This is a genomic window from Jiangella mangrovi (assembly GCF_014204975.1).
Classification (GTDB): domain Bacteria; phylum Actinomycetota; class Actinomycetes; order Jiangellales; family Jiangellaceae; genus Jiangella; species Jiangella mangrovi.
Window position 1 is genome coordinate 6,787,704 of sequence record NZ_JACHMM010000001.1, and the last position, 14,113, is coordinate 6,801,816.

A 14,113-nucleotide genomic window follows, 5' to 3' on the forward strand; every position below is an offset into this window, starting at 1 on the left:
TTCGGCTCTGGAGGATCGATGAGGTTCAACACCGGGCTCGGCGGCACCGCCGGGCTGCTCGCGGCGGCGCTCGTCCTCGCGGCGTGCGGAAGCGACGACGACGGCGGCACGGCGGGCGGCGACCCCTCGCAGAACGCCGACGCCACCGAGGTCACGCTGACCATCACCGACAACGCGATCGCCGGTGGCAAGAACTCCGAGGGCGCCGCGTGGGTCACCGACTACGTGATCCCCGAGTTCACCGCCATGCAGGAGGCGAAGGGCGTCGACGTCACCGTCGAGTTCGAGGAGAACGGCGTCGACGACGAGGACTACAAGACGAAGATCGCCCTCGACCTGCAGTCCGGCGCCGGCGGCGACATCATCAGCATCGACGGCATCTGGACCGGTGAGTTCGCCGAGGCCGGTTACATCGCCCCGCTCACCGACATCGCCGGCGACGCCGTCGAGGACTGGGACGGCTGGGAGCAGATCCCCGACGCCGTCCAGCAGGCGATGTCGTTCGACGACCAGGCTTACGGCATCCCCGTCGGCACCGACGGCCGGGTCATCTACTTCAACAAGGAGCTGTTCGCGCAGGCCGGGCTGCCCGAGGACTGGCAGCCGACCAGCTGGGACGAGATCCTCGAGGCCGCCCGGTCACTCGCGGCGCTCGAGGGCGTGACGGCGCTGCAGGTCAACGCCGGCGTGCCGATGGGCGAGGCGACGACGATGCAGGGCTTCCTCCCGCTGCTGGCCGGCACCGGCGAGGAGATCTGGGCCGACGACGCCTGGACCGGCGCCTCCACGGGCGTCACCGAGGTGCTCGACTTCTACTACCGGGTCTACGGCCACGAGCCCCTCGGCGACCCGCTGCTGCAGCAGGAGGCCCAAGGCCGCGACACGTCGTTCCAGCTGTTCGCGAACGGTGAGCTCGGCATGCTGATCGAGAGCGACTACCTGTGGCGCTCGGTCATCAACCCCGACGGCGGCATCGCCCCCATGGCGAACCGCGACGAGGTCGTCGGCTGGGCGAAGATCCCGGCCCGCGAGCCCGGCGCCGGGCTGAACGGGCAGGACTTCGTCAGCATGTCCGGCGGCACCGGCCGTGTCATCAACCCGAACACCGAGTTCCCGCAGCAGGCGTGGGAGCTACTCGCGTTCATGAACTCCCCCGAGGCGTTCGAGGCGTTGATCGAGATCGCCGGGGCGCGCATCACCCCGCGCGACGACGTCAACGCCCAGGCACTGGCCGGCGACCCGCTCATGGAGTTCATCGCCGCGGAGGTGCTGCCGATCACGGCCTACCGGCCGGCGCTGGCGATCTACCCGCAGGTGTCGGTGGCGCTGCAGAACGCGACCGCGGCGGTCGCGGCCGGCACGCCGCCCGAGGACGCGGCAGCGGACTACCAGAGTGAACTGGAGGGCATCGTCGGTGACGACGGTTCCATCGCCGACTGACGTCGACCCCGGCCGCCCGCCGGGCGCCCCCTCCCCCGAGGAGAACGGCGCTCGGCGGGGCTCGGGCCGGGATGCCGCCGTCGACGACGGGGACGCCGCCGGTCTGGGCCGGTGGCGGGCGGCCGGGTTCGTCGCGCCGGCCCTGCTGGTCGTCGCGATCTTCCTGGTCTTCCCGGCCGTCTGGACGCTCTACCTGGGGCTGACCAACTGGCGGTTGACCGGGCTGGCGGCCGCCGAGCCGGAGTTCGTCGGCACCGAGAACTACACCGACGCGCTGAGCGACCCGGCGTTCCGCAACTCGCTGCTGCTGACGCTCGCGTTCGTGTTCTTCTCCGCGATCATCGGCCAGTCGATCCTGGGGTTCGCGCTGGCCTGGGTCGCGCGGCGGCTCCGGCCGGCCGTCCGCTCGGTGCTCGAGACCGTCGTGCTGCTGGCCTGGATCATCCCGGCGTCCGTGGTCGCGTTCCTGTGGCTGGCACTGCTGGACCGGCGCGAGGGCACGCTGAACGCGCTGCTGGGAACCGACGGCACGGCCTGGCTGCTCGAGTACCCGATGCAGTCGATCATCGTCTTCAACATCTGGAACGGCACCGCGTTCTCGATGCTGCTGTTCAGCTCGGCGCTGGCCTCGGTGCCGCCGTCACAGTTCGAGACGGCCCGCATGGCCGGCGCCGGCACGTTCGCCACCCTGCGCGACGTCGTGCTGCCGAACATCCGCGGCCACATCCTGACCAACACGCTGCTGATCACGCTGTGGACGTTCAACGTCTTCGCGCCGTACCTCATCACCGCCGGCGGGCCGCAGGGACGCACCGAGATCCTCGGCATCTACATCTACCGGGTGGCGCTGCGCGACGGCGCGCTCGGCCAGGGCGCCGCGCTGTCGCTGATCATGATCATCATCAACCTGATCGTGGCGTCGGTGTATCTCCGTCTGTTGAGGGAGCGCCGGTCATGACGGTTCGTGAGGCGCTGGGCGCCGTCGGCCGGTACGTATTCGTGGGCGTCGTGTTCGTGTTCTTCGCGCTGCCACTGCTGTGGCTGCTGTCGGCACCGTTCGACACCGCCCCGTCGGTGCAGGTGTCGCTGCCGGACTTCACGCTGGAGAACTTCCGCACGCTGTGGGACAACCCGTACGCGATGCGCTCGCTGGGCAACTCGGTCCTGATCGCGGCCGGGACCATGGCGATCACGCTGGTGCTGGCCGCGCTGGCGTCCTACGCGCTGTCCCGGGTCCGGATCCCCGGCCGCGACACGCTGCTCTACCTGCTGCTCCTGCTGTCCTCGATCGTCACGGGGACGGCGGCCATGGTGCCGACGTTCCTGCTGATGACGGAGCTGGGGCTGATCGACCGGCAGCTCGGGGTCGTGCTGGTGCTGACGGGCGGGCTGCTGCCGACGGCGATCTTCATCCTCAAGGACTTCATGGACTCGACGCCGCGCTCCTACGAGGAGTCGGCGCGGGTGTTCGGAGCGTCGTCGCTGCAGATCCTGCGCCACGTCGTCGTCCCGATCGCCCGGCCCGGGCTGGCCACGATCGCCGTCTGGGCGGTGGTGCAGGTGTGGGGCAACTTCCTGGTGCCGTTCATCCTGCTCCGCTCCCCCGACCGCCAGCCGGCCGCCGTCGTCATGTTCACCTTCTACACCGAGGGCGGGCAGCCCAACCTCGCCCTGATCTCGACGTTCTCCCTGCTCTTCTCCATTCCGGTCGTGGCCATGTACCTGTTCGTGAACCGCCGCTACGGCTTCCGCTTCCACGGAGGGATCAAGCGCTGATGGCGGCGATCACCACCCACGAGCTGGTCAAGGAGTACCCAGGCGGCGTCCGGGCGGTCGACGGCCTCGACCTCACCATCGAGGACGGCGAGTTCTTCGCACTGCTCGGCCCGTCGGGCTGCGGCAAGACGACGCTGCTGCGCACGATCGCCGGGCTGGAGACGGCGACGGCCGGCGGCTTGTCGATCGGGTCCCGGGACGTGACGGCGTTGCCGCCGGGTGAGCGGCGGGTCGCCATGGTGTTCCAGGACTATGCGCTGTTCCCGCACATGACGGTGGCCGACAACATCGCGTACCCGCTGAGGATCCAGAAGGTGGACAAGCCCTCGCGGCTGGCCACGGCCGAGTCCGTCGGTGAGGGGCTGTCGCTGGCCGGATTGATGGCCCGGCGGCCGGCCCAGCTGTCCGGCGGGCAGCAGCAGCGCGTGGCCCTGGCGCGCGCCGTCGCCAGCAAGCCCGAGGTGTTCCTGTTCGACGAGCCGCTGTCCAACCTCGACGCGCGGCTCAGGCTGGAGGCGCGGACGTTCCTCAAGCGGCTGCAGCGCGACCTCGGCGTCACGACGGTGTTCGTCACGCACGACCAGGCCGAGGCGCTGGCCTTGGCGGACCGGATGGCGATCATGCGGTCGGGCCAGATCCAGCAGATCGGCACGCCCCGCGACGTCTTCCGCCGGCCGGCGAACACGTTCGTGGCCGGGTTCGTGGGGTCGACGCCGATGAACCTGCACGCGGGTGTGGTGCGTGACGGGCGGGTGGCGGTGGCCGGGGCGTCGCTGCCGCTGCCGCCGGGGCTCTCCGTCCCTGACGGTTCTGCGGTGATCTGGGGCGGGCGGCCTGAGTACCTGCGCTGGTCGGCGTCTCCTCTGCCCGATGCGATCGCCGGCACCGTCACCGTCGTCGAGAACCTCGGCGCGTCCGTGCTGGTCACCGTCGAGGCCGGCGACGACGTCCTGGTGCAGGTCGTCGTCGACGAGGACGACGAACCCGCGCCGGGGACCGCGGGCTGGGTCTCTGTGCGGCCGGAGCGGACGCTGCTGTTCGACGCCGCGAGCGAGGAACTGCTGGAGCCGGTGGCGGCCGCGGCATGACGGTGCTGCTGTCGCGCCGGCTGACCCCGGCCGACCGCGCGTCGTCGTCGTATCTCTCGGTGCCGTTCGAGGTGCCGGAGGGGACGTCGTCGGTGCACGTGGTGCTGTCGGTGGACGGCGGCTCGGACGGCGGTGGCGCGGTGATCGATCTGGGGTGTGCGGGCGCGGCCGGGTGGCGGGGCTGGTCGGGCGGGGCGCGGCAGCGGTTCACGGTGACGGCCGACGCTGCGACTCCGGGGTACGTGCCGGGGCCGCTGGAGCCGGGCGAGTGGTCGGTGGTGCTGGGGCTGTACCGGGTGCCGCCGGGCGGAGTGCCCGTGACGGTGTCGGTGACGCTGGACGACCCGTCGGCGCCGCTCGACCCGGAACCCGTCGGGCCGCCTGTTGTTCCTGGGCCGCCGCGTCGGGTGCTGCCCGCCGATGCCGGGCTGACCTGGCTGGCCTGCGACTTCCACGCCCACACGCTGCACTCCGACGGCTCGCTGCCCGTGGCCGGGCTGGCTTCGTTGGGGGCGGCGGCGGGGCTGGACGTGCTCGCCGTCACCGATCACAACACGGTGTCGCACCACGCTGTGCTGCCGTCGGTGGGTTCGCGATACGGGATCACGCTGCTGCCCGGCCAGGAGGTCACGACCGAGCGCGGCCACGCGAACGCCTTCGGCTTCATCCCGTGGGTCGACTTCCGCGAGCCGGCGTCCACGTGGGTGTCGGCGGTCGACGCGGCCGGTGGCCTGTTGTCGATCAACCACCCGCTGGACGGCGACTGTTCCTGGCATCAGCCGCTGGACGAGAAGCCGCCGCTGGCGGAGATCTTCCACCACACCTGGATGGCACACGAGTGGACCGGGCCGCTGGCCTGGTGGAACGCGTGGGGCCTGTCGACGGTCCCGATCGGCGGCTCGGACTTCCACTCGGTTGCCGACGGGCGCCCGCTGGCGCGGCCGGTGACCTGGGTCGCCGCCGCCTCGCCATCGGTGCCGGACGTGCTGGCGGCTCTGCGGGCGGGCCGGACGGCACTCTCCTGGGGCGTGGGCGAGCCAGTGTTGCTGCGGGTCGACGGCGAGCTGGTCGCCCTGGGCGCCGACGGCCTGCTGCTCGCGGACGTGTGGGGTCGCCGTCAGGTCGTGCGCGGCGACCTCGCCCGCTTCCCCTCCGCCGACGGCCCGCACCGCCTCGAGACCGGCACCGCCGCCGTCGTCGCCCTCACTCCCTGACGCCTGCGGCCTCGCGGTACGCGGCGGTCAGCAGCGGCAGCACGTCGGCGATCTCTTCGGTCCGGATGTAGTTGCCGGCACCGATCTGGTCCGGATGCCGCTCGTCCAGCTCGCGGAGAGTCGCCGGCGCCTCCTGCAGGAACACCGAACGGAACGGCGACACGAACCCACCATTCTCGTTCCAGAGCGTGACCAGACCCCGTCGTTGACCATGGATGTGGACCCGCAACGTCCAGCGGTTGCGTCCCGCCGCGGTCTGTAGGGTGGCGAGTCGCTGCCGCTCGAGGTCGATCGCCCAGGTCAGCAGTTGCTGAAGCAACGAACGGCGCTCCGGCTCGACGGTGTCGATGGACGCCGCGAACACCTCGGGCCCGTCGGTCACCGAGGGCTCCGGAGACGGCATCCGCCCAGCAGGCGGCAGCTCGGCGATCGCCCGGTCCGGCTCGATCAGCTGCGGTACCAGCACTCGCCGCCCGCCGACGTCGTAGGCCGTGACGGTGACGAGGTCGAGGTCGAGGCGGTCGTTGCTGACGTCCTGCAGGTAGCCGACCAGCTCGATCAGCTCGGGCGGCGCCGTGTCGATGACGACGACGCAGCGCAACCGACCCTCGTCCAGCGCGGCCGCCAGTGCGGCCCGGAACGCCGTGGTGTCGAACGCGGGGTTCCCGGCCGCCGCGTCCGCCGCCTCGGCGATCGACGTCAGCTGCCGCTTGGCCAGGTGCGGCGCGACCACCGCCTCCAACCCCGCGACGTCCAGCCGCCGCAGGAACGCGGCGTACCCGAGCACCTGCGTGAGGACGAGGCGGCGGTCGGTGTTGGAGGCCAGCTTGATCTCGATGACCACCGGGGTCCCCGTCTCGGTCTCGACCGCGAGCAGGTCGGCGTAGCCGGTTCCGCAGCGCACCTCGCGGCCGAGCACGGTCAGTACCGGCGCGCCCGCCAGCGGCAGCATGCCGGGACTGCCCTCGATGAGGTCGTGCAGCTCCCGCTCGAGCGCGAACCGCGCCGGCTCGAGGGCCTTCCAGACGCCGTCGGTCTCGGACCAGATGCCCGGCATGCCGCCACCGTAACGAGACCGCCGGACAGATGGCGGGTGGTTCGGTGGGGCCATAGCGCCACCAAACCGCCCACCATCCCGCACCGCGCCGGGATGGTTGAGGCATTGGTGTCGCCAGGACGACACCAATCCCTCAACCATCACCCCGAGCTGCGCGAGCGCCTAACCTCGGGGAGACAAACCGTGACGGAAGATGCGCACCGCGGTCTCCGCGGCCTTGTGGCGCGGCAGCGCCCCCGACGCGACCGACTCGGCCGTCACGTAGATCAGCGAGTACATGACGCCGGTCACGAACGACGGCGCGATGTCGGGGTCGAGCTCGCCGTCGTCCTGGGCGGCGCGGATGAGTCTGGTCATGTCCTCGTCCTCGTCGGAGCGCCAGTGCGGGTTGCCCTCGAACCGGGCGGGGTCGCTGAAGAGGAAGAGGATGCGATCGGCGAGGTCGACGATCGCGCTCATGATGTTCTCGATCATCTCCATGGCGGTCCCCGATACCGCGACCGCGGCATTCCAGGCCGCCTCGAGCCGGGTCTGCGAGTCGAGCAGCAGCCCGTCCACCAACATCTGGCGTTCCGGGAAGTAGCGGTGCAGCGTGCTGCGGCTGACCTCGGCGCGGTCGGCGATGTCGCCGAGGGAGGCGGAGAAGTCGCGGGCCCACAACGAGGCGGCGGCTTCGAGGATGGCTCGCCGCGTGCGCTGCCGCACTCCGGAATCGGTCGTCGCCGTCACGACTGCCCACCCTACAGCACCACACCATAATAGAACATCGCCACTTGAAAATGAGACACCGCTGTGTCATTCTCGGCCCATGAGCGCTCCATACAGCCCGCCTGCCGAGGACCGCCCCACCCCCGACCTCCCGACCAGGGACAAGGTCCGGCTGCTCTGGAACTACGCCCGCCCCCACAAGCGGATCCTCATCGTCGGCCTGCTGCTGGGGCTGCTCGGGACGGCGGCGGAGCTCGTCACGCCGCTCGTCACCAAGCAGGTCCTCGACGGGCTCGAGGTCGACGCCTCGCTCCGAGGACCGGTCACCCTCCTCGCCGTCCTGCTGGTCGCGGGCGCCGTCATCGGGCTGGTCCAGGCGATCCTGCTGGGCACGCTGGCCGAACGGATCATCCTGGCCGCCCGCACCGGCATGGTGCGGCACCTGCTGCGCACAAAGGTGACCGAACTCGGCACCCGCAGCGCCGGCGAGATGGTCACCCGGGTCACGTCCGACACCATGTTGATCCGCGAGGCGACCACGTCCAGCATCGTCAACGCGGTCAACGGCGCGGTGGGACTGGTCGGCGCGCTGGTGCTCATGGCGTACCTCGACCTCGTGCTGCTGGCCACCACCCTGGGCGTCATCGTGCTCGTCGGGATCCTCGCGGCCCTGCTCATGCCGCGGCTGGCCAAGGCGCAGCAGGAGGCGCAGGAGGAGATCGGCGCGCTCGGCGGCCGCCTCGAGGGCGTGCTGCGGGCACTGCGTACCGTCAAGGCGGCCCGGGCCGAGGCGCGCGAAACCCGCCGCATCAGCGGCCACGCCGAGCGCTCGGCCGAGCGGAGCATCCGCGCGGTCCGCATCGAGGCCTGGGCCTGGACCATCACCGGCGGCGGCATCAACCTCGCCATCATGCTCATCCTCGGCGTCGGCGCCTACCGGGTCGCGGCCGGCGACATGACGGTGACGACGCTCGTCGCGTTCCTGCTCTACGCCTTCCAGCTCATGATGCCGGTCATGCTGCTCACCATGAGCATGACGGCGATCCAGTCCGGTCTCGCCGCGGCCGCCCGCATCGGCGAGATCGACGCCATGCTGACCGAGCAGGACGCTCCGGGGGCGACGGCGGCAGCTGCGGTCCCGCGCGGGGCCGCGACCACGACGACCACGCTCGAGCTGCGCGACGTCCGGTTCCGCTACTCCCCCGAATCGGCACCCGCGCTCGACGGCGTCAGCCTCAGCATCCCGCGGCACGGGCACACGGCGATCGTCGGGCCGTCCGGCGCCGGGAAGACCACGGTCTTCTCGCTGCTGCTGAAGTTCCTGCAGCCGCAGCAGGGCGAGATCCTGCTCGACGGGCGGCCGTTCGCCGACTGGACGCTGGCCGATCTGCGCAGCCGCATCGCCTACGTCGAGCAGGACACCCCGCTGGTCCCCGGCACGCTGCGCGAGAACCTCGGCTACGCGAACCCAGGCGCCACCGACGACGACCTCTGGGCGGCGCTCGGCACCGTCCGCCTGGCCGACCGCGTCCGCGGCCTCGAGCGCGGCCTCGACACCGAGCTGTCGCCGACGACGATGTCCGGCGGCGAGCGGCAGCGGGTCGCGCTGGCCCGGGCGCTGGTCAGAGACGCCGAACTGCTGCTGCTCGACGAGGCCACGGCGCAACTCGACGGGCTGAGCGAGGCCGCCGTCGCCGAGGGCATCCGCCGCCAGGCCGCCACGGGCGCCGTCGTCACCATCGCGCACCGGCTGTCGACGGTCATCGACGCCGACCAGATCGTCCTGCTCGAGGCCGGTCGCGTTCGCGCCGTCGGCACGCACGAGGAGCTGCTCGGCGCCGACGAGCTCTACCGCGAGCTGGTCGCCGCCCTGCGCATCGCCACCCCGGACCGCGCCCCGGACGCCGTCACGACAGCCTGATCGTCGCGATCTCCCACGGGCCCAGCTCCACGTCGACGCTGTCGCCGTCGACGGGGAGCGGCTCGAGCGCCAGCCCGAGCAGGTCGGTCCGCCAGCAGGTCACGTACGCGCCGGTCACGGTCGCCGTCGTCGGCGCGGCGGACATGGCGACCAACCGCACCTCGGTCTCGTCGCCGCGGGTGCGGATGGCCGACGCGACCACCCCCGGACCGCTCACGCCCAGGCCCGACGACGACGGCGGCAGCTCGGCTCCCGCGGGGGCCGAGCCCGGCGCCACCAGCGCGTCGTGCCGGAACTCCTCCGCGAGCCGGGGCGCGGCCGCCGCGCCCCACCCGCCCCGCCGCGGCACGACCGCCAGCCGGGCGCGCACAGGGACGCCGAGGTACTGCGCGCCGGGCACCGGGAACTCCGACCCGGCCGGCTCGTCGCGCAGCGGGTGCAGGTTGACGCTCATCCAGCCGACGGCGCGCAGCAGCGTCAGCGCGAGCTCGGCGCCGTCGCCGGCCAGCTCGTACTCCGTGACGTGGTCGAGCAGGACGGTCGCCGGGCCGGCGGACACGAACGACGACGCCGGGAACGTCGGCAGCGGGTACTCGCCCCAGCCTCCCTCGGAGCTCAGCCCGCGCACCGTCACCGCGAACTGCCCGTCGGCCGCGGAGTCGGTGACCGGCTCGGGCAGCGACACGTGCAGTCGGACCCTGTGGTCGCGGGCGGGGTTGACGAACGAGACGTCCAGCCGGACGAACGGCTCGCCGGAGCGCAGCTCGACCAGCGTCGTCACCTCGACCGGCACCGTCGACGCCGCGCGCACGTCGACGTCGGCCGACAGCGCCTCCGGCCAGTCGTAGCGCCGGACCACGCGCAGCACGCCGCGCAGCGGGCCGCCCTCGACCTCGGAGACGGCGACCGAGGACGGCTCGTCGACCAGCACGTCGGCCGCCGGCGGGCCGTAGTTGTAGCTGTCGCCGCGGTCGCCGCCGGACACCAGCCGCCCGACCCCGGTCAGCGTCGTCCCGTCGGCGCCGCGTACCGTCAGCGTCCCGTCGTCGGCCACCTCGACACTCAGCAGCGACGACGACAGCGACCGCTCGGTCACCGCCACCGCGTCGAGCACGTCAGCGGCGTCGCCGGACCGCCCGCTCTGCGCCGCCCGCACCGTGACCTGGCCGGACGCGTCCAGCGGGACCGGCACCAGGACCCGTCGCCGCTCCTGTGCGACGGTGCGGACGACCCACTCCCCCGGCGCCGCCTCGGCCGCCGCCGTCAGCTCCGCCCGCAGCGCCGCGAGGTCGAACTCCGGCGTCGACGGCACTCGCGCGACCTCGAAGTCCAGCGCACCCGGCGTGACGGTGTACGACTCGATCTGCTGGCCGAAGAGCTCCCGGCCGTGGATGCGCCGGATCACCTTCTCGAGGTCGGCGGCCGGCAGCTTCTCCTCGGCGAGCAGCCGCTCGGACCGGCCCAGCTCCTGCACCGGCAGCGCAGTGCCGTCGGGCAGCACCGCCGTCACCGCCTCCGCGGGCGACGCGGCGGCGACGTCCAGCTCGGCCAGCACGGTCCGCGGCCAGGGGACGGTGTTGACGACGACGTGCGCGTCGGCCGGCACCCGGGCCGCGACCGACCGCAGCACCGCCGAGCGGACCGCCCGCCCGGCCTGCGCCGCCTCGGCCAGCCGCGCCGCGACCTGGTCGGCGGTCTCGTCGACGCCGCAGCCGGTGACGGAGTCGTGCGCCGTGGACTCGACGATCTTCCGCCAGGCCAGCAGGAACGCCTCGCGGTAGTCGGTGGTGGGCTGGAAGACCGCGGCCAGCGCCTCGGCCTCGCCGACGACGCGCTCGGCCCGGGCCATGGCCTGCTTGAGCCCGACCCGGATCGAGATGACGCCGGGCAGGATGTTGCCGCGGGCGTGGCTGCGCAGCTCGCCGACCACCACCGGCAGCCGCGGGTCGTCGGGCCGGAACCGGCCCACGTACTCCGCCAGGCTCGCCACCGTCAGCCCCGAACCGCCCGGCCCGCGGACCAGGTCCATGAGGTCCGGCCGGGGCGCGGAGTGGTCGGTGCCGAGCATGCCGAGGACGGGGTCGTCGCCGTACCACCCCCGCGTCTCCTCGCGATACGCCGCGACCGCCGAGTCCAGTCGCGACGGGATCGCGAACAGGTCCAGTGCGTTGCCGTAGCCGTCGAACAGGTACTCGACCCGCACCGCGCTGCCGTCGGGCGCCTCCCAGCGGAACGCGTGCCGGTTCAGCGCGCCCGGCGCGCCGCGCCAGAGGCTCGCGTGCTCGATGCCGGCGCGGGCCAGGATCTGCGGGATCTGCGCCGTGTGGCCGAACATGTCCGGCAGGTAGCCCACCGGCATCGCCCCGCCGAGCGCCTCGGCTCCCTGCCACCCCAGCTCGAGGTTGCGCACGATCGTCTCGCCGGAGCAGAGGAACTCGTCGAGCAGGATGTACCAGGGCCCGATGGCGAGCCGGCCCTGCCGGACCAGCTCGGCGACGCGGTGCCGGTTCTCGGGGCGCAGCTCGAGGTAGTCGTCGACGGCGGCGAACTGGCCGTCGAGGGTGAACCGGAACTCGGGGTCGGCCTCGGCGCGCGCGAGGACGTCGTCGAGCACGTCGGCGAGTTTCAGCCGGAACACCTGGAACGGCTCGTACCACTCGCGGTCCCAGTGCGTGTGTGGCACCAGGACGATCTGGGGGTCGCCGTCCGTCATGCGTGCGCCGCCTCTCCGGTGAGGGTCTCGTCGGCCAGCAGGCGGATGACGCGCTGGCTGGTCAGGATGTCGGCACGGCCCTCGGCGATGCCCGCGCGCGGCGGCTCGCCCGTCGTGACCATGCGGTGGAAGTCGGCGAGCTCGTTCTCGAACGACTCGCCGGTGGACGTGAACACCGAGCGGACCTCACCGCCGGCCACCGTCCCGGCCGGCGCCGGCTCGACGACCTCGAGCCGGGTCGCGCCGTTCAGCACGTACGGCGTCCCGAACGTCACCGTCAGCGAGCCGCGGCCGTGGTGCACCGTCAGCGTCTCGGTGTACGCCGGGTAGTCCGGCAGGTAGTGCCAGCTCATCCGCGCGCGAGCGCCGCCGGGCAGCGTGCCGGTGACCTCGACCGATCCGGGGTCCGCGCCCGGACGGGTCCCCGCGGGCCAGAGCCGGGCGCCGTCGACCACCGTCAGGCCGCCGAACAGCGCCCGCAGCAGCGAGGTGTCGTGCACCAGGCTGCCCAGGACGACGTGCGCGTACAGCTCGCGCAGCGACGGCGACGCCCCCGGCCCGAGGGCGGCGTCCAGCAGCTCCTCCGTGCGGGCCCGCACGCTGCCGCCGTCGTCCGCGGAGATGTCCGTCGGCGCCGGCCGCAGGTTCGCGAACGCCAGCTGCGACTCGCCGGTCGGGTGCAGCACGCTCACCTCGACGGCACGGACGTCGTCGATACCCTCGAGCCGCGAGCGCAGCTGCCAGACGGCCTCGTCGTGCTCCTTCATGTAGGCCAGCAGCAGGCCGGGGCGGCCCAGCTCGCGCTCCGCGGCGGCCAGGGCATCGGCCTCGGCGACGGTGAAGGTCAGCGGCTTCTCGCAGAAGACCGAGACCCCGGCCCGCAGCGCCTGCAGCGCGACGTCGCCGTGCGAGCCCGACGTCAGCAGGACGACGCCCTCGGCGCCGCTCTCGGCGACCATGCGCCCGGCGTCGGCGTAGCGCCGCTCCTCGGGGACCCCGTACTGCTCGCCGATGGCGGTGCGCAGCGACGGTGACAGGTCGCAGACGGCGACGAGGTCGAAGAGGTCCCAGCGGCGCGAGATCAGCGGCAGGTGGACCGACTGCGCGACGGCGCCGAGGCCGGCGACCGCCAGCGCGACGCGGTCGGTCACGGCAGCCACCGGCGCAGCGCCTCGCGGTTGGCGCGCTGGTCCTCGACGACCCGCTCCGGCGGGTCCGACGGCGACGGCACGACGTCCTGCTCGACGACGAGCCAGCCGTCGAAGGCGCTCGCGAAGACCGCGTCCATGAAGCCGTCGAGGTCGAGGTCGCCGGCGCCGAGCTCGACGAACGCGCGCCGCTCCCAGACGTCGCGCATGCCGCCCTTCTCGCGGACCACGTCGGCCAGCACGGACGTGCGGGCGTCCTTGAGGTGCAGGTGGTTGATCCGCCCGCCCCAGCGCCGCCAGCCCTCGAGCGGGTCGCCGCCGCCGATGAGCAGGTGGCCGGTGTCGAAGGTGAGGCCGACGTCGGTGCGGGCGAGGAACTCGTCGATCTCCGCGGGCGTTTCGACGTACGTGCAGGCATGGTGGTGGAACGTGGGCTCGAGCCCGGCGGCGCGCACGCGCCCGGCCGCGGTCGCGACGTTCGCCGCCAGGCGGTCCCAGCCGGCCCCGTCCAGCGACAGGCCCGGCGCGGCCCCGCCCGGGTTGGCCCGGCGCAGGTCGCTGCCGGAGTCGGCCAGCGTGGGCAGCGGCGGTCGCGACGGGTCCAGCTCGGCCGCCGCGGTGAAGATCTCGAGGGCGTCGTCCAGCGCGGGCAGCGCCGCCCGGAACGCGTCGTCGTCGGTGAACGGCAGGTCCACCCAGCCGCCCACCAGCACCAGGTCGTGGTCGCGCAACCGGCGCTTGATGTCGTCGCCGCGGCCCAGCCAGCCCACGGGGCCGAGGTCGACGCCGTCGTACCCCAGGTCGTGCAGGGAAGCGAGGATCTCCTCGGGCTCCGGGAGCGGCTGGTCCGCCGTCAGCTCGAAGACACCGAAGCTCACCGGCGCGCCGGCTATCCCCTTCATCGCCACACCTCTCCAGCCGCCGACCTGGAACCCGACTTTGTCCTGACAACAGTACGTACGGTCAGCCTGCCATGTCCTGCGGGGTCCGCGATTCGGGCGTCCGAGTGATTCGGGCTGCCCGAACAGAGCGTCATTATCATGAGATT

The 14,113-nt window shown here is 72.7% G+C and carries 11 protein-coding genes; 6 read left to right on the forward strand and 5 right to left on the reverse strand.

Going from position 1 to position 14,113, the window contains the following annotated elements; genetic code table 11:
• Positions 1 to 18: 18 nt before the first annotated feature.
• From HD601_RS31350 to HD601_RS31370, 5 genes are read left to right on the forward strand one after another with little or no spacing between them, the layout of a single operon-like run.
• A complete protein-coding gene (locus HD601_RS31350; protein ID WP_184828716.1) occupies positions 19 to 1,440 on the forward strand; it encodes an extracellular solute-binding protein in 1,422 nt (473 codons plus the stop codon).
• Positions 1,415 to 2,398 (forward strand): carbohydrate ABC transporter permease, encoded by a 984-nt coding sequence (locus HD601_RS31355; protein WP_184828718.1) that lies wholly within the window; start codon positions 1,415 to 1,417, stop codon positions 2,396 to 2,398. Before HD601_RS31350 ends, HD601_RS31355 begins: the two co-directional genes overlap by 26 nt.
• Positions 2,395 to 3,216 carry a carbohydrate ABC transporter permease gene (locus HD601_RS31360; RefSeq protein WP_184828720.1) on the forward strand — a complete coding sequence of 274 codons (822 nt, stop codon included), beginning with the start codon at positions 2,395 to 2,397 and terminating at the stop codon, positions 3,214 to 3,216. Before HD601_RS31355 ends, HD601_RS31360 begins: the two co-directional genes overlap by 4 nt.
• Positions 3,216 to 4,304 carry an ABC transporter ATP-binding protein gene (locus HD601_RS31365; RefSeq protein WP_184828722.1) on the forward strand — a complete coding sequence of 363 codons (1,089 nt, stop codon included), beginning with the start codon at positions 3,216 to 3,218 and terminating at the stop codon, positions 4,302 to 4,304. The genes HD601_RS31360 and HD601_RS31365 overlap by 1 nt, the downstream gene beginning before the upstream one ends.
• Positions 4,301 to 5,518, forward strand: coding sequence for a CehA/McbA family metallohydrolase (locus HD601_RS31370; RefSeq protein ID WP_184828724.1), 1,218 nt, complete (start codon positions 4,301 to 4,303; stop codon positions 5,516 to 5,518). Before HD601_RS31365 ends, HD601_RS31370 begins: the two co-directional genes overlap by 4 nt.
• On the opposite strand, the gene HD601_RS31375 is transcribed toward HD601_RS31370, so the two are convergent.
• Together HD601_RS31375 and HD601_RS31380 are read right to left on the reverse strand one after the other, a co-directional pair.
• Complete coding sequence (locus HD601_RS31375; protein WP_184828726.1) at positions 5,508 to 6,575, reverse strand: PDDEXK family nuclease; 1,068 nt, start codon at positions 6,573 to 6,575, stop codon at positions 5,508 to 5,510. The two genes, HD601_RS31370 and HD601_RS31375, sit on opposite strands and share 11 nt — an antisense overlap.
• Before the next feature lie 162 nt (positions 6,576 to 6,737).
• Positions 6,738 to 7,304: a TetR family transcriptional regulator gene (locus tag HD601_RS31380; protein WP_221441469.1), complete on the reverse strand. Its 567-nt coding sequence runs from the start codon at positions 7,302 to 7,304 to the stop codon at positions 6,738 to 6,740.
• 79 nt (positions 7,305 to 7,383) lie between these two features.
• On the opposite strand from HD601_RS31380, the gene HD601_RS31385 reads away from it, so the two are divergent.
• Positions 7,384 to 9,204: an ABC transporter ATP-binding protein gene (locus HD601_RS31385; protein WP_184828728.1), complete on the forward strand. Its 1,821-nt coding sequence runs from the start codon at positions 7,384 to 7,386 to the stop codon at positions 9,202 to 9,204.
• Here the strand turns inward: HD601_RS31385 and HD601_RS31390 are convergent.
• From HD601_RS31390 to HD601_RS31400, 3 genes are read right to left on the reverse strand one after another with little or no spacing between them, the layout of a single operon-like run.
• Positions 9,191 to 11,917, reverse strand: coding sequence for a glycoside hydrolase family 38 N-terminal domain-containing protein (locus tag HD601_RS31390; RefSeq protein ID WP_184828730.1), 2,727 nt, complete (start codon positions 11,915 to 11,917; stop codon positions 9,191 to 9,193). The two genes, HD601_RS31385 and HD601_RS31390, sit on opposite strands and share 14 nt — an antisense overlap.
• Positions 11,914 to 13,068 carry a Gfo/Idh/MocA family oxidoreductase gene (locus HD601_RS31395; RefSeq protein ID WP_184828732.1) on the reverse strand — a complete coding sequence of 385 codons (1,155 nt, stop codon included), beginning with the start codon at positions 13,066 to 13,068 and terminating at the stop codon, positions 11,914 to 11,916. Before HD601_RS31395 ends, HD601_RS31390 begins: the two co-directional genes overlap by 4 nt.
• Positions 13,065 to 13,967 carry a sugar phosphate isomerase/epimerase family protein gene (locus tag HD601_RS31400; RefSeq protein ID WP_184828734.1) on the reverse strand — a complete coding sequence of 301 codons (903 nt, stop codon included), beginning with the start codon at positions 13,965 to 13,967 and terminating at the stop codon, positions 13,065 to 13,067. The genes HD601_RS31395 and HD601_RS31400 overlap by 4 nt, the downstream gene beginning before the upstream one ends.
• Positions 13,968 to 14,113 lie beyond the last annotated feature (146 nt).